The following is an 18,769-nucleotide window of genomic DNA, read 5'->3' on the forward strand; positions in this document are numbered from 1 at the left end:
GAGTGGGTACATTGCATCAACCTAATTGCAATGCATCACGTAAATGCCCATTGGCTTGCTGAAGCCGCTGCCGTGCCGTCGCCGGGTCTTGCTCCGCTAAAATCATAAAAATAGCGACCTTCACCTCACCATCTGACTGTGACAGGGCGTGTGTTGCGGTGTGTTCTTCACATCCTGTCGCTTCCATCACGATCAACGTGGAACGGGTAACCAGTTTATCGTTGCTGGCTTTTACATCGACCATCAGGTTTTGATAGCACTTGCCCGTCTTTATCATGGCGGCGGTGCTCAGCATATTTAATACCAGTTTTTGTGCAGTGCCTGACTTCATTCGGGTTGAGCCTGTGAGCGCTTCAGGGCCAACTTCGGGCGTAATGGCAATCTGGGCGTAGGCGTTAATGGCGGCATTGGGGTTACATGACAAAGCGACCGTGACTGCGCCAATTTGCTTGGCGTAATCGAGTGCACCGATGACATAAGGCGTGCGGCCACTGGCGGCGATACCGACCACCACATCCTTCGCGGTGAGGCCTTGTGTGACCAAATCCGCTTTACCTGCATCTGGGTTGTCTTCAGCGCCTTCTTGGGCGACGAACATAGCAGGCTCGCCACCGGCAATCAGTCCTATGACTTGCTGGCTATCCACCCCAAAGGTGGGCGGGCATTCGGCCGCGTCAAGCACACCCAGTCGACCACTTGTCCCCGCACCGATGTAGATAAGACGACCGCCTTGGTTAAAACTTGCCGCAATCGCATCGACCGCTTTTGCAATCGCGGGGAGCTGCGTCTGCACAGCGGAGGCTACGCCCTTATCCTCTGCGTTAATCATTGTCACCAAGCCAAGTGTGTCTTGTTGGTCGATCGTCAGTGTATGCGGGTTGCGTGTTTCTGAGAGTAAGCCTTTTAGCTGGTCGACGCTGGGGGCTGACATAATCGTTCCTCAGTAAGGTAGATAAATGGCACCAAGACAACAGGCTTGCGTCGCGCCTGTCACGGCGGGCACATTGCCTGGTTGGTGATTAAGGGTTTGCCTGGCCAGCCAAGCAAAGGCAATGGCTTCCATATCGTCGCAACTGATCCCGGCATCGTCAGTTTGTGCAATGGACCATTGCGGAAGTGCCTGTTGTAACGCATGTATCAATGCCTGGTTGTGCGCGCCACCGCCACACACGAACACTCGGCCACGCTCTAATGGACGGATCGCTAACGCGATACTTTCGGCAGTCAATGCCAGTAAGGTGGCTTGCACTTGGTCTGGAGAGAGTGAAAACGCGAGCAGGTGACGATCGAGCCAATCGAGATTAAAGTATTCCCGCCCGGTACTTTTAGGTGCCGGACGTGAGAAGTACGCGTCGGATAACAGGCGGTTGAGTAAGGGTTGATACGCGCAGCTGGTGGCTGCCCACTCGCCATCTTTGTCATAGGCTTGGTGACGGTGACGCTGCGTCCAGGCATCCATCAACATATTCCCTGGACCCGTATCATAGCCATATAAAGGGCGATCGGGACAAATCATTGATACGTTGGCAATACCGCCAATATTCACTACTGCGGTGGCTTGTTCGCTATCGGCAAAGTAATCATTGTGAAAGGCGGGCACCAAAGGGGCGCCTTGACCGCCATACGCCATGTCTTTACGCCTAAAATCAGCGACAGTGGTAATGCCGGTTCGCGCCGCAATCACATTGGCGTCGCCAAGTTGCATGGTGAATGGATAATCGCCGCTCGGTTGGTGATAGACGGTTTGACCATGACAACCGACCGCCGCGACATGTTTAGGCAGTAACGCCGCTTGTTCAAGTAGGGTATTGATGGCATTGGCGTAACACTCCCCTAAGCGACGATCGAGTTCGCCCAAGGCTTTGACTGACATCGGATGACCTCGGCTCAAGGTGATCACGGTAGCTTTAATATCCTGCGGTAGCGGGTCACTATGACGAGCAATTGACTCCACGTGGCCGGCTTGAGTGAACCGGACAGCGACGACATCAATGTTATCTAAGCTCGTCCCTGACATAACACCTATGTAGATATCGGCGGCGGGTTGTGGCATCGGGTGCTTCCTTACAGTAGTCCAGCGATAAAATGACGATAAGAACCAAGGTACTGAGTATAAACAGATTGCGATAAGTGGCAAAGTGCTTGATGATCCCTTTGAGGTACTGGCGCCTTGCAATAGTGAATGGTCTGATTGGACGAATATAATCAAAGTGGTTGTCAGTGGGTTGACAAGAGTATGAAGGAGAAACGATGGGACCGGTTTGGCTAGATGTGCACGCCGAGCAACTTGATAACGAAGAGAAAGAAATTTTGGCACATCCCTCTGTGGGAGGCGTTATTCTATTTGCTCGCAATTATTTTGACTCCGCACAGCTGCGTGCATTAACTCAGTCAATACGCACAGCGGCGGGGCGCGATATCCTCATCGGCGTTGACCAAGAGGGGGGCCGTGTTCAACGGTTTCGCGACGCGTTTACCCCCATACCCGCAGCGCAGTCTTATGGTGCGTTAAGTGCGAGTCCAGCGCTCGCGGAGCAAGCGGGTTGGGTGATGGCAATGGAGCTGATCGCTCATGGGATTGATCTCAGTTTTGCGCCTGTGCTGGATTTAGGATTTGGATGTGCGGCAATCAAAGACCGTGCCTTCGGTGCGACACATCAAGCTATCACTGACTATGCTGGCGCCTTTGCTAAGGGTATGCGCGTGGCAGGCATGGCCACCACGGGCAAACATTTTCCTGGACACGGTGGGGTGAAAGAAGACTCGCACTTAGTGACACCTAAGGATACGCGCGATATTTTGCACTCAGACGACTTTGCGATTTTCCAATCGTTTATTGCGCGGGGGCTCGTGGATGCGATGATGCCTGCCCATGTGGTTTACCCGCAACATGATGCCTTGCCAGCCAGTGGCTCGCCGTACTGGCTTACCCAGATTTTGCGCCAGCAACTTGGGTTTAAAGGGATTATTTTCTCGGATGATTTAAGTATGGGCGGTGCGCATTTGTTCGGCGACGCGCCCGCGCGTGCCAAAGCGGCGCTTGATGCGGGATGCGACATGGCCTTGATATGCAATGACCGCCACAGTGCGGTGTCGGTGCTCGACGCTTTGCCCATTCAGTCGATCCCTGCTGCTGAGACATTGCGGGTGCGCCAATCCGTGGAGTGGCAACGCTTACAGCAAGATCCGCGTTGGCAGTCGGCACAGCGTGAGATTAAGCGACATGCAGAAGAGTGGCAGGCGCAACAAGCCTGAGCGAGTGCACTAGCGTCAACGTATTTCAGGACGGGACACAACAAACAAAAAAGGCAACGTCATCGCGTTGCCTTTATCCTATTAATGACGAGTGCAATGCACCGCGAGTCTTGCCTCGCGATTAGCGGTCTTCTCCGAAATAACTGTCGTCGTGTTGCGATCGGGAAGCGCGCTTATTGTTGCGCTTCTTGTCTTTTTTGCCGCGTGGCATATCGTCATCAAAATCGTCGTGGTGGCGAGATTTAAACTTCTCTTTATGTTGCGAGCCGTGTTTTAACCATTGATCCCACTGTGCCATGGTGGTGTTTTCCTAACGCTTGTTGATTGTCAGTGCTATGTGTAGCCGGAGTGTTAGACACATAATGTTTGCCTAACGATTCTAAGATAGCCTAAAAATTGAACGTCGACTAGTGAAATAGGCGTGAATTTACCGATTTTTTCTGAGCACTTATAACTGACCGGTAGATGATACTAACTCATTGATTAGCGGTTTTTTATCGCTGTTAGTGAGCCAGGTAAGGTAAAGTGGGTGGGTAAGAATATGGCCGTGATCAATAAGATGGAGTTGTCCGTTGTTCAGATAAGGGTGAACTGCCAGTGACGGTAGAAACGCGACGCCGCCGTGTACGAGTAAATAGTTTAATGCCAGTTGGCATGACTGGGTATGTAACACGGGTGAGCGTTGTAGTGGCGCAATTTGGCTTTGCTCAAGTGAAAAGCGAGTTCCCCAATCAAGATAAACCAGCGGTAGCGTGTCGCTCGTGTCCAGTGTGAGCCCCGGTAAATGGCTAACTAACTGAAGTTGATAATCGCCTAGGTGGTGTGATTGTAACCCTTCAAGCTTAGGCAGCTCTGAGGTCAATCCGGCATCAATACGTTTTTCAATCAAATGGCGTGCTAGCAACTGGGCGGGTGTCGACTCGGCACGGATCAACCAGTCTGGGTGCGCCGCACACACGCGGTTGACCCATGTGCTGACGCCATCGAGTTCCCACAGCATCGGGGAGGCGGCAAGCGTGAGTTGTGCGCTCGCGTGCTGCATTGCACTGACGTCCTGTTGGGCGCGCTGCCACGTTTGCAGCATGGTTTCAGCGTAAGGAAGTAAGCGCTCACCCGCATCGGTCAGACGAACATTATTGCGCTGACGAACAAACAGTGATGTATCTAGCTGGGTTTCTAGTTGTCGAATGCGAAAGCTCACAGCGGATTGGGTCAGGTAAAGGTTTTCCGCTGCACGACCGAAGTGACGCGTCTTGCTCACTTCAATAAATGTACGCAGTAGTTGAATGTCCAATGGCGTTTTCCTTCTCGGCGATATCGGGCATTTAGACAAAAAACTTCGATGCACGTCAAGTGAATGCGCGCGAGGTGGATCAGAGCATCAGATCTGCCAGTGTCAAAGGGCGTTCGGTCAAGCCAAGCCGTTGGGCTGGGGTGAGATGCGCGCGGTCTTGCCAACATAAGTTATGCCATGCGCGATAGATATCCAGCAGGGGCAATAGCCCACCAGGGCGCAGCCGGCGTCTCGGCTCATTGACCAATAGTGAAAACTGCTGGTGGAAGTGTTGTTGATATTTTTTCAACGCATCACAGCTTGCATGGGTTAACCAATAGGCCTCTTGACCTTTGTTTTGGCCATGATCGCAGATTGCTTTAGCACCGTCGCCACTGCGAGTAAAGGCCCAACGATCACGCCACCAGCTTAGCAAAACGATATCAATTTTTTCTGGCTCTGATCCGGGCTGCCAACCGGCATCCTGCTCGACGTATACATGGCTGACGCGTTTATCTCGAATATCGGCCTCAAAAACGGAGAGGCAAGCGGAGCGCAATAAGGGCTCTTGCGGCGAAAAAACCACAATTTGCTGCCAATGCTCGATTAACGGCTTGAGGTTGAGGTAATGCGCATACGTAGTGTATTGAGGGCGGATCAGCGTGCCGCGATTAGGATAAATAAAGTGCAGCGGCTGCGTATAGGGGTCTTCGACATTCGAGCGAGCAAAGACGTCGCGGTATTTGGCATCCACTCGACCCAGTAACCCCTCTGGGCGTGCTACTGTATCTTGCGGCTGACCCGCACTGTGCGTCGACATAAAGCGACAGTCTGGCTGATAAGGGTCATGATGTGTGTGCAAGTGGTGATGGTCATCCGTATGATAATTCACATCTTGTTGCAGCACGTAGCCACTGTGCGCTTCTCCTGTTGCCAGCCATTGCACGCCATTGTCGCTCTTGGGTTGCAAGGCGGTGTGGACACTGGCCAGATGGCCCGTTGAGGTATCGGCTAAAAACCGGCTGTCGTAAGCGGCAAGCTTTTGTCGGCAGCGCGCGGCTATTTGGTTAAGATGGTCGTAGAAGGTTTTCGGGTTCAGTGACAGTCTTCGGCAGATGTCACGCACTGTGTGGCCAGTAAAAAGAAACGCTAACAGCTTTTGCTGTAACTCACTTTTTTTGTTGACCCCAGACCAGCGGTCGACAAAGGTGCTTTGGCAGCTTTTGCAGCGATAACGCTGACGATCGCCACTATAGCCGAAAGCATGATAACAATGCCGATGCGTGAGCACGGGTTTACCTAAATGCTCACATTCTGGGTTGGTACAGGCACACAAACCATCGGCATGAAGTTGACGCTGAGCAATCAGCTCAGCTTGAACATCATGGTTATTTAACAGTGGAGGAAACGCGCCACACTCTCGACACACCAAGGTTGGGCGAGCAGGATTGGTGTGTTGAACCAAGTAATCTTGCTCATCTTTCGACCCAAAGTTGGGGCAGGTGAGTGTTTTACAAAAGTTTAGCTGTAATTCACCGGCTGCAAGAGGCAGCTTACTGCTTGACACGTTTCCTCCGACCAACACTTACAGGTTGATCGCGGTTTCTAGCGAGACCGTCATCATCTCGTTAAATGATTTTTGACGCTCGTCAGAGCTTAGTGCTTCGCCACGGATGATATGGTCAGACACGGTTAGGATGGTGAGTGCACGCGCACCCAGTTCAGCTGCAACACCGTAGATGCCTGCCGCTTCCATATCTACAGCGAGGATACCTAAGTTATCCATTTTGTTGAACAAATCACCTTCTGGGCTGTAGAACAGATCGGCAGAGAAGACGTTACCGACACGCACAGACACATTCTGCTTACGTGCTTCGCCCACGGCCGTTTCCAGGAGGTGATAGTCAGAGATAGCCGCGAAGTCATGGCCAGCAAAGCGTGTACGGTTTACTTTCGCATCCGTGGATGCGCCTTGTGCGATGATGACATCCATCAGTTTGACATCGTCTTTAACCGCACCACAGCTGCCGACGCGGATCACGTTCTTAACACCGTAATCTTTGATTAGCTCATGCACATAGATTGAGCAAGATGGGATCCCCATGCCGTGACCCATGACAGACACTTTTTTGCCTTTGTAGGTGCCGGTGTAGCCGAACATGTTACGCACGTCGGTGACGCGCTCCGCGTTCTCGAGAAAGTTTTCGGCAATGTACTGCGCGCGCAGCGGATCACCAGGCATGAGGACAGTTTCAGCAAATGCGCCGTCTACAGCATTGATATGTGGGGTAGCCATAGTGTGCTCCAATTATCTTTAGTTAAGAGAAAAAGCGTTCGATCACAGCTTGGTAAGCCATGCCGCCAAGGTAGATACCAACAATGCCCATGATCCCAGAAATCACCGGGGGAGCAGGCAGTGGTAACTTGATCGCGCTGAAGAAAAAGCCAACGATGGCGCCAGCGACGACCGCAAGTAAAATTTCGTTCATTATAACCCTCAAACATCTAGTTAGGTGCAGTCCAGCTCAAATCGGTACCCAAATTGCGACAGTCATAGCTGTCTTTATTGTCTTTTAAGTGGTGCCGCATGAGATGAGTCCAGTGTATGTAACCCATGCGCATTTACGCGCGATCTTGATCACAACTATCCCCATATTAGCGCGTAATGGCCACAATGATTACTAAATATGTTGATAGTGTCGATGCAATCGCTTGCGTTTTGGTCAAATGGCGCGGTTTTATCGCCTCTCAGATGCGTGGTGATGACGAATCAACAGCAGGTAGCCGATTCAATTGCGGTTTTTTTGCGCAAGATCAAAACAGTTTTGGTAAGCGTAACTGGCATCGCCGGATGAAAGACATGATGACTGGCTTTTGCGAGCGAAACCTATTGCCTCATGCCATGCGCTTAATCAATAACACTATAAATATGAATAGTTCTCACTTCTATTCGTGACTTGCTTATTCAACTGCGTTAGCATTCCCCCACCGATTTTTGCGAGGAAAGGGCTATGCAAGCTTTTCGTTCATTTTTTTCATTTATTTTTCTCACTGTTTCTTTGCTGTTGAGCAGCCAGGCGGCCGCAAAAACCATCACCCATGCGATGGGCACCGTTGAAATCGACGGCGTACCACAACGCGTCGTTGTGTTGGGGCAGGGCAGTTTAGATGTGCTGGATCGCCTCGGTGTTGAGCCTGTTGGCGTGGTGAAGTCTTTAATGCCGGATTATCTTGCCAAAACCTATCAAGACGATAAGTATGTCGCGGTCGGGACGGTGAAAGAGCCTGATTATGAGGCCATTTTCACCGCTAAGCCGGATTTGATCATTGCGGAAGCGCGTATGGCCTCGCTCATGGGCGAGTTAGAGGAAATCGCTCCGACAATTATGTTTCGAGCGGACTACGAGAATTACTGGCAAAGTGTGCAAGCTAATTGGCGCATGCTAGGCGAGGTGTTTAACAAGCAAGAAAAAGTCGACGCGATCATTGAACAAATGAATACCAAAATCGCGCAGACCCATGATAAAGCGGTGGCAGATAACTTTAACGCGTTGATGGTCATGAGCAACGGCAGTAAAGTGGCGATGTTCGGCGAGAATAGCCGATTTGGTATGGTGTTTGATGAGCTAGGCTTGAAACCTGCGAAAAGCGATGATGTAGAAGTGGCAGGCTCACACGGTAATTTGATTTCGTTCGAATATATTGCCGACGCCAACCCAGATGTCTTATTAGTCCTTGATCGTGAGCAGGCGATTGGGGAAGGTGAAGGCAAGGCAAAAGCGCGTTTTGATAATCCTTTGGTCAACAAAACGCATGCTCACCAACAGCAACGTATCAGTTATCTCGACCCAACCGCGTGGTACATTACCATGGCTGGCATGACGGCGATGGATAAGATGATCGATGATGTAAACCGCGTGCTTTAATCATCATACGAGAAACAAACAGACCCAGGCTGGCCCTGGGTCTTTGTGGTTATAGACCTCAACGGTAGTGATTCTGTGAAGTATCTTTCTATTCCTGTCCTCGTGGTGCTGGCGATCCTGTCGATATCCATTGGTGTGGCGCACGTGTCCTTCGCGAGCTTGTGGGCGGGCGATCCAGAAGCGTGGACAATTTTTACCACCAGTCGTATTCCTCGGTTACTGGCTATCTGTTTGGCTGGTGCGGGTTTAAGTGTGGCTGGACTCATCATGCAGCAGATCTGTCAAAACCGCTTTGCCGCGCCCGACACTACCGGCACCATTGATTGTGCGCTGCTGGGTTATGTGCTGACGTTGGTTGCGTTTGGGGGCGCCAGCCAATGGCTGGACTTGTCCGTTATTGTGGGGATGGCGATGGCAGGCACTTGGCTATTCGTCCATTTTCTCCAACGACTGAAGTTTAAAAATACCGTGCTGGTTCCCTTGATTGGCATTATGTACGGCAATGTCGTTTCTTCGCTAACCCAGTTTTTAGCTTATAAGTACGATCTGATTCAAACCTTGCAAGCGTGGACGGTCGCCAACTTTTCGTCGGTGCTCGCGGGAAATTATGAAGTACTCTTTGTGGCTATTCCGGTATGTGGTATCGCCTATGCGTATGCCAGCCAATTCAGCGCCGCCAGTATTGGCGAAAGCTTTGCCAAAAACATTGGCCTTGATTATCAAAAGGTAGTGCTATTCGGTGTCATGGTGGTCGCATTGCTGTCGTCCGCGGTGGTGATGATTGTTGGGGTCATCCCCTTTCTTGGCTTAATTGTGCCCAATGTTGTCTCGCTTTTTATGGGCGATAACATTAAACGCAACTTGCCTTGGACGGCCTTTTGGGGCGTGGTGTTGGTGTTGAGCTGCGACATTCTGGGCCGTGTCATTATCTTCCCTTATGAAGTCCCGATTGCGATGATCATTTCTATCTTAGGCGGTGCGGTGTTTATCTATCTAGTGATGAGGGACAAAGCGAATGCGTGATGGTATCAAGCTTTCCCTGGTCGCAATGGGTGTGGTGCTTGTGGCGGGGTACTTTTTAGGGCATGGATTAACGGCGGATAATTACGCGTATTTTCTTTCGCGACGAACCCCTAAGGTTTTGGCAATCACGCTGGCTGCCGTGGCCATCTCTGCCTCTTCGCTGGTGTTTCAAACCATCACCAACAATCGGATCCTGACCCCTTCGATTCTGGGCTTTGATAGTTTATACGTTCTCTTGCAAACCGTTTTATTGGTGGTATTTGGCTCAAGTAGCGTATTGCTGATCAATGCGTACGCGAACTTTACCGCCAGTGTGGTGTTAATGACGGTAAGTGCGACTGTGTTGTTCACGCTTTACTTTCGTCGACATCGCGCCAACATTTATACGCTGCTGTTAATTGGTATTGTGTTAGGTAGCGTGTTTGGCAGTATCAGTCAGTTTTTTACCTTGTTGGTCGATCCGAGTGAGTTCGCCATCCTGCAAGATGCGATGTTCGCCAGCTTCAACAATGCTAATCGTGAGCTGGTCTATGTCAGTGTACCGGTCTTAGCCGCCTGTTTGCTGGTGCTATATCGATTTAGCAATCAGCTTGATGTGTGCTTGTTGGGTGAGGATAACGCAACCAGCCTTGGCATCGATACGCGCCGACTCACACTGAAAGTGATGATGGTGATTGCGGTGATGATTGCCTTATCAACTGCTCTGGTTGGACCGGTGCTCTTTTTTGGTTTGATTGTGGTGAGCCTCGCACGACAAATGTTTGTCAGTTATCAGCATCGTTTTTTAATTGTAGCCACCAGCGTGTTGGCCGCCTTTTTGCTGTTAAGTGGCCAGTATGTTGTCGAACAATGGTTTGGGTTTGAGACCACGGTGAGTGTGATCATTAACTTTGTCGGTGGCGGTTACTTTTTGTATCTACTGACGAAAAACAAGTTTTAATATTATGATTGAATTAATTGGATTATCGAAAGCTTATGGCCAAACACAGGTGGTCAATCAAGCCAGCGCACTGTTTCCACTCGGTAAAGTGACCGCTATCATTGGTCCCAACGGGGCTGGGAAAAGTACGCTGCTATCGATGGCGAGCCGACTGACAGACAGTGATGCCGGTGAGGTGTTGATTGGTGATAAACCACTGAGTGAGTGGAGTAACCAGGCGTTGGCGCAGCGCTTGGCCGTGTTGCGTCAAGCGAACAACGTCAATATGCGTTTTCGGGTGCGTGAATTGGTTGCATTTGGGCGCTTTCCGCATTCCAAAGGACGGCTAACCGAACAAGACAACGCGGTGATTGATGACGCGTTAGCACAACTCGGGCTGACAGAGTTGCAAGAGCGCTTTATTGATCAGCTCAGTGGTGGTCAGCGTCAAATGGCATTCATTGCCATGGTGGTGGCGCAAAACACCGACTATGTTTTCCTCGATGAGCCACTCAACAACCTCGATATTCGTCACTCTGTGGCTATTATGAAAACGGTACGAGAGTTGGCACACCGATACAACAAAGCGGTGGTGGTGGTGATGCACGATATCAATTTTAGCGCGTGCTACGCCGATAACATGATTGCGATGAAAGCGGGTGAAGTGGTTGCCAGTGGCCAAGTGAAAAATGTGGTGACTAAACCCATCATGGAGCGGATTTACGAGATTGATTTTGAAGTCGAGGAGATAAACGGGCAGCGCATTTGTCTGTATTATGGCTCCGCCACGCCATCGATGGCCGCTGCAGAGACTTAAGCGTGTTGTGAATGACTAGCCGCTATTAGCGGCTAGTCGTCTTAGTGTGCTTTGGCCTCTTTGCGTTTGTTCGCCGCTTTTTTAACGGGTGCCCGAGTCAGCCACCAACTTGCCAGTGAGCCTAAAGTGACCATGGCCACACCTTGCCAAAAGGTGAGCGTCAACGAAGTAGAAAGTAGTACTGCCGACAATAAGGTCGATAAAATAGGGATGAAATAGGATAGGGTGGCCAAGACCATCAAATTGCCCTTGAGAATACCTATATTCCACAGCCCATAACCGCCTCCCATGGCGAGTCCAGCGAGCAGCACATAGCCGCTGGTTTGCCATGAAAGATGCATAGCGGGTGCGTCAGAGGCGAGATAGCCCACCCACAAAGTGATCGCGGTGGCACAGAAAAACCAGGTGATCCCGTTCTTACCCTGCGCGCGCATCTTGGTGAGGTTGCAGTAAATCGCCCAAATAATCGCACCGCTAAACGCCAATATATAGCTAACCGGGTTCGACTGAATGTTGGCCACAAGGTGAGACCAAGATACGCCTTGCTTGCCTCCTACTGTCCACACCACGCCCATAAAGGCGACGACTAACGCAGGATAGAGCCACAGGCTTACTTTCTGACGGGTCAAAATAACCGAAAACAAGACAGTTAAGCACGGCCAGAGGTAGTTGATCACCCCCATTTCGATCGCTTGGGTGCGGGTATTCGCCCAAGCCAATGAGAGCGCTAAGCACAATTCATACACGACAAATAAAACGCCGCCAATCAGCAAATATTGGCGCGGGAAGGTGTTGAGTTTGGGGAGGCCGACGACGACAATCAAACAAAGAGAGGCAAGCGTATAAATCGCCGCTGCGCCACCGAGTGGCCCAAGCAGTTCGGTGACATGACGGATAAAGGCGACATTGCTGCTCCAAAGCATGATGGCGCCGCATCCCGCCAGCGTATATCGGTTCATGAGGTAGCCGTCCAAGCAAAACCTCTAAATTGCCTTTTTTATTGGACGTGTGCAACCACCATCGCCACTGCGTATTAGGTGAATGAGTCAAACAGTAGTCGGTGGTCGTCGGGCACCGTCAGTGACTCGGCGGTGTGAGGGTATGCGTGGCAAGCAGTGTATCAAGCGGTGTTGGGTAGTCGATAAGAAACCCTTGCACGTAGTTAATGCCAATTTCTTGTACGCAGGCAAGTTTTTCTTCGTCGGAGACCCATTCCGCGACCGTTTTGTAACCCATGGTGTCACAAATGCTGACAATGGACTCCAGTATGACGCGATCGATTTTGTTTTCTCGGTCGGTCAGGTTAGCCACAAATTGGCCATCAACTTTAACCACATCCACATTGAACAGCTTTAAGTAATGAAACGAGCAGAGACCGGCACCAAAATCATCCAGCGCGACATGCGCGCCATGGTGGCGTAGTTCGTCGATAAAAGAGACGGCTGCGTTTAAATGACTAATGAGTGCTGATTCAGTGATCTCAAAACACAGTCGCTCGGCAGGAAGGACGGAAGCGCTTAATAGCTGTTTGAGTTGTGCCTGAAATTTAGGGTCACTGATTGAGTTTGCTGAGAGGTTGATGTTGAACCTGAGTCCTGACTCTGCCAACTCCGCGGCGCGCGTATTGAGCACATAGTTCACTACCCAGCCATCGATATCGCGAATGTAGCCAAAGGCCTCGGCAGCGGGAATAAATTCCCCCGGATTCATAATATTACCGTCGGTATCTATCATGCGTATTAATAGTTCGTACCAGTGTTCAACCACAGGCCCCTGTGCGGGTGCCACCTGTTGGCCATAGAGCGCAAAGCGGTTTTCAGTCAGTGCTCGTGTAATTTTCCCCACCATTTGCATGTCACTGTGGCGTCCCTGCGCGGTGCCTGAGATATCGTTGTAATCCACTATCTGGCCGCGTCCTGCCGACTTGGCCTCATACATCGCTACATCGGCGCGGCTCATCAAATCCGAGAGGGTTAATGTCGCATCGTTAACATCCACCAGACCCACACTGGCACTGATGGCAAAAATGCGCTCGCCATAGGAGAAAGACAAGTGTTCAAGCTGTTTGATTAAGTCGGCGATCGTATGTTTCGCGTCGCGCATATTGCAGTGCGTGAGCAGCAACGCAAACTCATCACCGCCCAAACGCGCCACCACATCATCACTGCGTATGTTATCGGCTAAGGCTTGTGACACTTGGCATAGGACTTCGTCACCGGCGTGATGGCCGACCGAGTCATTGATGATTTTGAAAAGGTCTAAATCGATAAACGCTAACACGGAGGGCGATTGGTTCTCGCTGGACAGGTGATTTTCCATGAGGGTTTCAAAGGCGCGACGATTGGGTAGCTGTGTGAGCGAATCATGATTGGCGTTGTAGTCTAACTGTGCCATCAGCGCATGCTCATCCGACACGTCTCGCAACACAAACACATAGCCGTGTTGACCGTTTTGGTTACTGGTCAGTGGAGACATAGCCACCGATACATACAGGCGTTTGCCGCCCGCGATAACCAGTTGGTAGGCGTCTTGTATTTGGGTTTCAAAAAAGGTCTCTGTTTGTTGACTGCTAAAACTGGAAAGCAACACCCGTTGCTGGTTGTTGTAAAGCTCGAAAACCGCGTCCACAGGTTGGCCGAGTGGCAGCACGCTATCATTGGCAACAAGCCACTGCGCGGTGTTGTTGAGGTAGGCCAAGTTGCCCTGATCGTCGATGGTGATCACCGCATCGTTGATGGAGTTCATCACCACATCCAGCTGTTCACGCTCTTGGGCCAGTGCGTGGTTAAGCTCGTTGATTTCGGTATTGTCCCAATTGGCGCCGATCATCCGTACCGTGTTGCCATTATCGTCTATTTGTAAGCTGGCGAGAGCACGGATGTAGCGAATACGCCCTTGACTATCAATGATCCGAAACTGGGTATCGAGTCGTTGATGATGCGTAAGCGCGTCCTGGAGTGTTTGGTTGATCGTCTCTGCATCATCTGGATGAAGACGTTGCTGCCAGGTGGCGAGTTTTTCACTGCCTTCGGCCTCGGGGACATCGTAGAGGCGGTACATTTGTGCGTCCCACTCTAGCTTGTCTTCGTTAACGTGATACTCCCAAATACCAATATTGGCCGCTTTTGTCGCGGCTTCTAGGCGGCGGCGTAAGGTGTCTGTTTGCCGGTTAGTTAGATACTGCTCAGTGATGTCAATCACGGTACTCAAGACGGTTTCTGTTTCTTCCCCCGTTTGCCGCGCCGATGATTGGCGTAGATAGCGATAGGCGTTCGCGTCATTATTAAACCGGAATACCTCTACCATCCGATCGGTGTGTTTGTCGACGAGCAGGCGCATAGATTGTTCCCATGCGGCGCGATCGTCTGGATGTATGCGACTGACCCAGTCTTGGTAGGTGCGTATCTGTTTGGCATTGATGCCGAGCAAAGGCGCGGACCACCCAGAAAACAGCAACGCCCCCGTATGAATATTGAGTTCAAAGACGGCAAGTTTGTTGATATCGAGGGCAAAACGCCAACGTTCAAGCCAGCGTTTTTGTTCACGTTGTGCCGCTTTGAGTGCGTTGATATCCTCGATTTGGCTGATCAAGTGAGTCACATGACCAGCGTGCTTATCCCGGACAGCGGTGAGCGAGAGCCGTCCCCATACTGTCTCGCCATCGGCGCGTACAAAGCGCTTTTCCAATCGCTTATTATCAGAATGACCCATGATCAGATCGCTAAAATATTCCCTCAGCGAAGATTGGTCTTGTGCTCGCGTGAACAAAGAGACATGCGAACCGATAAGCACGCGGCGCTCACAGCCAAAAAACTGCGCCAAACTGGCGTTTGCTTCTTGGACAATACCTCGCGGATCCAGTATTGCCATCCCAATCAATGAGTTGTGCATGGCTTGCGTGAGCAGCGAGTGCTGCTCAATGTGATGCCGTTGATGGCGTCGATAGCTATACGCCAGCTGTGTCATCCCGACGCCTATCACCAAGGTCGCGGCCGCGGTGACTAAGCGCGACAAGGAGACTTGGTGTTCACTGTCGATATGGAAAGCAAAGACACCGATCGCAGAAAGGAGGTCAAAACTGACCACTGACAAGGCGATAGTGGCAAGGCCTATTATTCTGCTTTGCAGTGTGGCAGCAATGAAAAACAAGCCTGTCAGCGCGATGAACGGATAGGGGAAAGCATAAAAAAGCAAACTAATCAGGACAAACAGCGCGAGACTGCCGCTGATCATTGTCGATGGAGAGGGAGCCGGTCGATAGAGCTTGTCGAGAGTATCTGTGTATAGCCGCTCTTTGAGCGCTAAGCATAGCGGAAATAGCGCAACGAATCCGATAAATTCACTAAAAAACCAGCGTACTACATAGTAGTTAAACCCGTGTTCATTGAAGGCGGATAAAACATAGCCCCCGAGGAGGGCACCGACAAGCGGGCTCATAACGGCTGTTGGCATCAGTCCGCGGATAAATGGCCACACACCGTGCAAAGGGTTGCCATAACGCCGGCGCATCATAAGGTATAACGTACAGCCCGTGAAGGCGGTTAATGTATTGATGGCCGCCAGCTTAAGGCTCAGTAGGGATGGGAGCCCCATGACACTGTCTGCTGCAAATACGCCGATAAAAAAACCGAGGGTGGCCAGGGCACGTGCGCGGTGAGGAAGGTTGGCCAGTGAGAAAGCGCCCACGGCGGAGGCATACCAAATGACGGCAAATTCTTCACTCTCGGGAATGACGGCCAACGAAAAGCACACCAGCGAGAAACTAATTGTCATCAATACCAAAAAGGCGTGAATCGCCTGGCGCACTCGTTGATGGCGGGGCATGGCTCTCTCATTAATTACAATGACCTAGCTGTAGCTTAGCGCATTTTGTCTTAGAGTTAACGACCTTTATTGCCTTTCCGCTACCTTTGTCGGTACTGACTTGTTGACCGCCGTATTGAGAGGCACTTGCGTCCTATTAATCGTTTGGTTACTAGCGCCTCAGATCTAATGCTTTAGTCGAAATTTGATCACTTTCACCGCTATTGAGTGTGAAGCATGGCATTAGTAATCAAAACGTGGCAGTCCTGTGTGTCGTGATACGACCGCATGCCATGACATTGGATAAAATCGGTTCAGTGAGGAACAAAGGTGGCTCGATGACAGGGAACGCAGCGAACAAACAATCATGGTTTTGGGTTGTAATAGGCACCACGTTGACACTTTTAGTGTTAGTGAGTTGGCGCTTTTTTTCTGAGCAGTTTTATACGGTAGCGGGACTCCTCGCCTGCCAAGCGCTCGTGACCGTGTTGGCGATGAAGGTGTACTCGTCGGCACCCAAGGTGGTACCGGGGCAAGATACCGAGGAAGAAACGCAAACGCTGCCGATGAAAACGGTCGGACGGCTGGCAACGCGCGCTACCATGAATGCCATGAATGCGGCGGAAGTCTCGCATCGCTCGGATATATTAAAAACGCGATTAACCGAACAGTTTTCTTCTGTGGTCGAGGTCACCGAGACCGCGCAGCATATTGAACAGACTTTGTCTGACACCTGCCAAGCGCAAGCGGCGTCTGTTGAGCAAGTAACGCGCATGCGAGATCTGAGCTTGGAGGGGGCCGATAAGCTCACCGCCTCAATCGCGGAAATGCGTGATATTAACCAAAAAACGGCTGAAACAGTGGCACGTATTGAAGCGCTAGACGCTAACGTCAATAAAGTGAGTGATGTCGCACAGGTCATTGATGCGATTGCAGAGCAAACAAACCTATTGGCGTTGAATGCCGCCATTGAAGCGGCACGAGCGGGAGAGCAAGGGCGTGGCTTTGCGGTGGTGGCCGACGAAGTGCGTCAGCTTGCGCAGCGTACGTCACAAAGCACCAGTGAAGTTGCGGCGATCATAAAACAAATCATGACAGAGTCGAGTAATGTGATGACCCATATTCAAACGCTGTCATCGGATGTCGAGGCGGGGACGTGGAATGTTGAGAGGGTGGGAGAGATTTTAACCGACCTCTCGTCCAGAGCCGATCAGGTTGAAGCGGCCGTGAGACAAATGGCGGATGGATCGTCACAAAACAGTGCAAGCCTCGAGCAAATTGCTTCAGCATTGACCCAAGTGCGGACTGGACTAGAAGACAGTGATAACCAGGTCATTGCGCTGAGCCAAGAAGCGGAAGGCTTGATGGAGACCACCGAAAAAACCAATGCCGTTTTCGCTGAGCTGTCTGAGGCGAGCCCACATCAACGCTTTTTTAAAGCAGCCAGCTTATGTCGTGATCGTATAGAGGCGGCGTTTGCACACGCCATTGAGCAGGGTGAGATCAGTAAAAGTGATTTGTTTGATCGCCACTACCAGCCGATCGCGAACACCGATCCTAAAAAATATACCACCCGATTTGATAGCTTGTGTGATCGGATCTTACCGCCTATTCAAGAGCCCATTCTTGAGACAGATGAGAACATTGTTTATGTGATAGCCAATGACAACCATGGCTACGTCCCCACGCATAATCAGCGCTTTTGCCAGCCTCTCACCGGTGATTATGCGCAAGATATCACCGGAAACCGGACTAAACGCTTATTTGATGACCGAACAGGTAGGCGTTGCGGTCAACATACTGATACCATGTTGTTGCAGACCTACAAGCGCGATACCGGTGAGGTAATGCATGATCTTTCTGTTCCTCTTTTTGTTGCAGGTCAACATTGGGGCGCAGTGAGAATGGGGTATTATCCACCGGTATCGGCGGATTAAGCGAAAAGGAGTAGCAATGAATCCAGTTGCGATTGTAACCGGGGCAAGTGGCGGCATTGGCCGTGAGACGGCAAAACTATTGGCACAGCGTGGCTATGCCATTTGCATCAATTATCTTAGCAACAGTGAATCTGCTTTTGCGCTTGTTGATGAGCTTCAAGCGATTGGTGTCAATGCGATTGCGGTTCAGGCGGATGTGTCGAGCGAAGAGGGCGTTAAACGCTTATTCAGCGAAGCAGACAACCGTCTGGGAAATATCACTGCACTGGTGAACAACGCGGGGATCATGTTGCCACAGTCGACGGTGAGCAGTATGGATGCCGATCGGATTAACGCGATGTTCCAAGCGAATGTCACTAGTGCCTTTTTGTGCTGCCGCGAAGCGGTACACCGCATGGCGCAGTCCCGCGGCGGGAACGGTGGCGCGATTGTCAACGTATCTTCCGCAGCAGTAAAAACCGGGTCGCCCAACGAATATGTTGACTACGCAGCCACCAAAGCAGCGCTTGATACGCTTACCATGGGGTTGGCAAAAGAAGTGGGGCGTGAAGGCATTCGTGTGAATGCAGTGCGGCCCGGACCCATCGATACGGATATGCATGCCGCAGGCGGTGAGCCGGATCGCGTCGCCCGTGTCGCGGATAACATTCCACTGGGTCGCGGTGGCTCTACCCTAGAAGTGGCAGAAATGATTGCTTGGCTATTATCTGATAATGCCTCGTACTCGACAGGAAGCTTATTTGATGTGGCGGGCGGCATGTAGCTTTATTTTTTCATCAATTTGTAAGTAACTTGGGCTTTCTCCTGTCTATGATT

General features: G+C 51.0%; 17 protein-coding genes. 8 read left to right on the forward strand and 9 right to left on the reverse strand.

Going from position 1 to position 18,769, the window contains the following annotated elements:
* Window positions 1-16: 16 nt before the first annotated feature.
* Window positions 17-931, reverse strand: coding sequence for an N-acetylmuramic acid 6-phosphate etherase (murQ, locus tag WN56_RS14185; protein WP_046075619.1), 915 nt, complete (start codon window positions 929-931; stop codon window positions 17-19).
* A gap of 9 nt (window positions 932-940) precedes the next feature.
* On the reverse strand, window positions 941-2,053 hold the full coding sequence (locus tag WN56_RS14190; RefSeq protein ID WP_046075620.1) for an anhydro-N-acetylmuramic acid kinase: 1,113 nt from the start codon (window positions 2,051-2,053) through the stop codon (window positions 941-943).
* A gap of 197 nt (window positions 2,054-2,250) precedes the next feature.
* Here WN56_RS14190 and nagZ point away from each other — a divergent pair, with 197 nt between their 5' ends.
* Entirely contained in the window at window positions 2,251-3,255 is a 1,005-nt protein-coding gene (nagZ, locus tag WN56_RS14195) for a beta-N-acetylhexosaminidase (protein WP_046075621.1), read from the forward strand.
* A gap of 121 nt (window positions 3,256-3,376) precedes the next feature.
* Here nagZ and WN56_RS17005 read toward each other — a convergent pair whose 3' ends face one another.
* From WN56_RS17005 to WN56_RS14215, 5 genes are all read right to left on the reverse strand, one after another.
* Window positions 3,377-3,553: a hypothetical protein gene (locus WN56_RS17005; RefSeq protein WP_167369752.1), complete on the reverse strand. Its 177-nt coding sequence runs from the start codon at window positions 3,551-3,553 to the stop codon at window positions 3,377-3,379.
* A 150-nt stretch (window positions 3,554-3,703) separates the two neighbouring features.
* Window positions 3,704-4,549 (reverse strand): HTH-type transcriptional regulator HdfR, encoded by an 846-nt coding sequence (hdfR, locus tag WN56_RS14200; RefSeq protein WP_046075622.1) that lies wholly within the window; start codon window positions 4,547-4,549, stop codon window positions 3,704-3,706.
* Window positions 4,550-4,628: 79 nt separating this feature from the next.
* The gene (locus tag WN56_RS14205; protein WP_046075623.1) at window positions 4,629-6,095 is read right to left on the reverse strand and encodes a lactate dehydrogenase; all 1,467 of its coding nucleotides are present in this window, start codon (window positions 6,093-6,095) and stop codon (window positions 4,629-4,631) included.
* A gap of 18 nt (window positions 6,096-6,113) precedes the next feature.
* A complete protein-coding gene (gene deoD / locus WN56_RS14210; protein ID WP_046075624.1) occupies window positions 6,114-6,824 on the reverse strand; it encodes a purine-nucleoside phosphorylase in 711 nt (236 codons plus the stop codon).
* Window positions 6,825-6,846: 22 nt separating this feature from the next.
* On the reverse strand, window positions 6,847-7,017 hold the full coding sequence (locus tag WN56_RS14215; protein WP_021023774.1) for a XapX domain-containing protein: 171 nt from the start codon (window positions 7,015-7,017) through the stop codon (window positions 6,847-6,849).
* Window positions 7,018-7,193: 176 nt separating this feature from the next.
* Between WN56_RS14215 and WN56_RS14220 the strand changes: the two genes are divergently transcribed.
* The 5 genes from WN56_RS14220 (at window position 7,194) to WN56_RS14240 (ending at window position 11,213) form a co-directional block, all read left to right on the forward strand.
* A complete protein-coding gene (locus WN56_RS14220) occupies window positions 7,194-7,484 on the forward strand; it encodes a hypothetical protein (RefSeq protein ID WP_046075625.1) in 291 nt (96 codons plus the stop codon).
* Between the two features lie 55 nt (window positions 7,485-7,539).
* Window positions 7,540-8,454 carry a siderophore ABC transporter substrate-binding protein gene (locus tag WN56_RS14225; RefSeq protein WP_046075626.1) on the forward strand — a complete coding sequence of 305 codons (915 nt, stop codon included), beginning with the start codon at window positions 7,540-7,542 and terminating at the stop codon, window positions 8,452-8,454.
* A 75-nt stretch (window positions 8,455-8,529) separates the two neighbouring features.
* Window positions 8,530-9,477, forward strand: a complete 948-nt coding sequence (locus WN56_RS14230) for an ABC transporter permease (protein ID WP_046075627.1) — start codon at window positions 8,530-8,532, stop codon at window positions 9,475-9,477.
* A complete protein-coding gene (locus tag WN56_RS14235) occupies window positions 9,470-10,417 on the forward strand; it encodes an iron chelate uptake ABC transporter family permease subunit (RefSeq protein ID WP_046075628.1) in 948 nt (315 codons plus the stop codon). Before WN56_RS14230 ends, WN56_RS14235 begins: the two co-directional genes overlap by 8 nt.
* A gap of 4 nt (window positions 10,418-10,421) precedes the next feature.
* Complete coding sequence (locus WN56_RS14240; RefSeq protein ID WP_046075629.1) at window positions 10,422-11,213, forward strand: ABC transporter ATP-binding protein; 792 nt, start codon at window positions 10,422-10,424, stop codon at window positions 11,211-11,213.
* Between the two features lie 41 nt (window positions 11,214-11,254).
* Here the strand turns inward: WN56_RS14240 and yddG are convergent, their stop codons facing one another.
* The gene (gene yddG / locus WN56_RS14245) at window positions 11,255-12,172 is read right to left on the reverse strand and encodes an aromatic amino acid DMT transporter YddG (protein WP_046075630.1); all 918 of its coding nucleotides are present in this window, start codon (window positions 12,170-12,172) and stop codon (window positions 11,255-11,257) included.
* A gap of 118 nt (window positions 12,173-12,290) precedes the next feature.
* The gene (locus WN56_RS14250; RefSeq protein WP_046075631.1) at window positions 12,291-16,037 is read right to left on the reverse strand and encodes an EAL domain-containing protein; all 3,747 of its coding nucleotides are present in this window, start codon (window positions 16,035-16,037) and stop codon (window positions 12,291-12,293) included.
* Between the two features lie 317 nt (window positions 16,038-16,354).
* Here WN56_RS14250 and WN56_RS14255 point away from each other — a divergent pair, with 317 nt between their 5' ends.
* Together WN56_RS14255 and WN56_RS14260 are read left to right on the forward strand one after the other, a co-directional pair.
* Window positions 16,355-17,953: a methyl-accepting chemotaxis protein gene (locus WN56_RS14255; protein WP_052708113.1), complete on the forward strand. Its 1,599-nt coding sequence runs from the start codon at window positions 16,355-16,357 to the stop codon at window positions 17,951-17,953.
* Between the two features lie 16 nt (window positions 17,954-17,969).
* Window positions 17,970-18,716 (forward strand): SDR family oxidoreductase, encoded by a 747-nt coding sequence (locus WN56_RS14260; RefSeq protein ID WP_046075632.1) that lies wholly within the window; start codon window positions 17,970-17,972, stop codon window positions 18,714-18,716.
* Window positions 18,717-18,769: the final 53 nt, after the last annotated feature.

The organism is Salinivibrio sp. KP-1 (assembly GCF_000968645.1).
GTDB lineage: Bacteria > Pseudomonadota > Gammaproteobacteria > Enterobacterales > Vibrionaceae > Salinivibrio > Salinivibrio siamensis.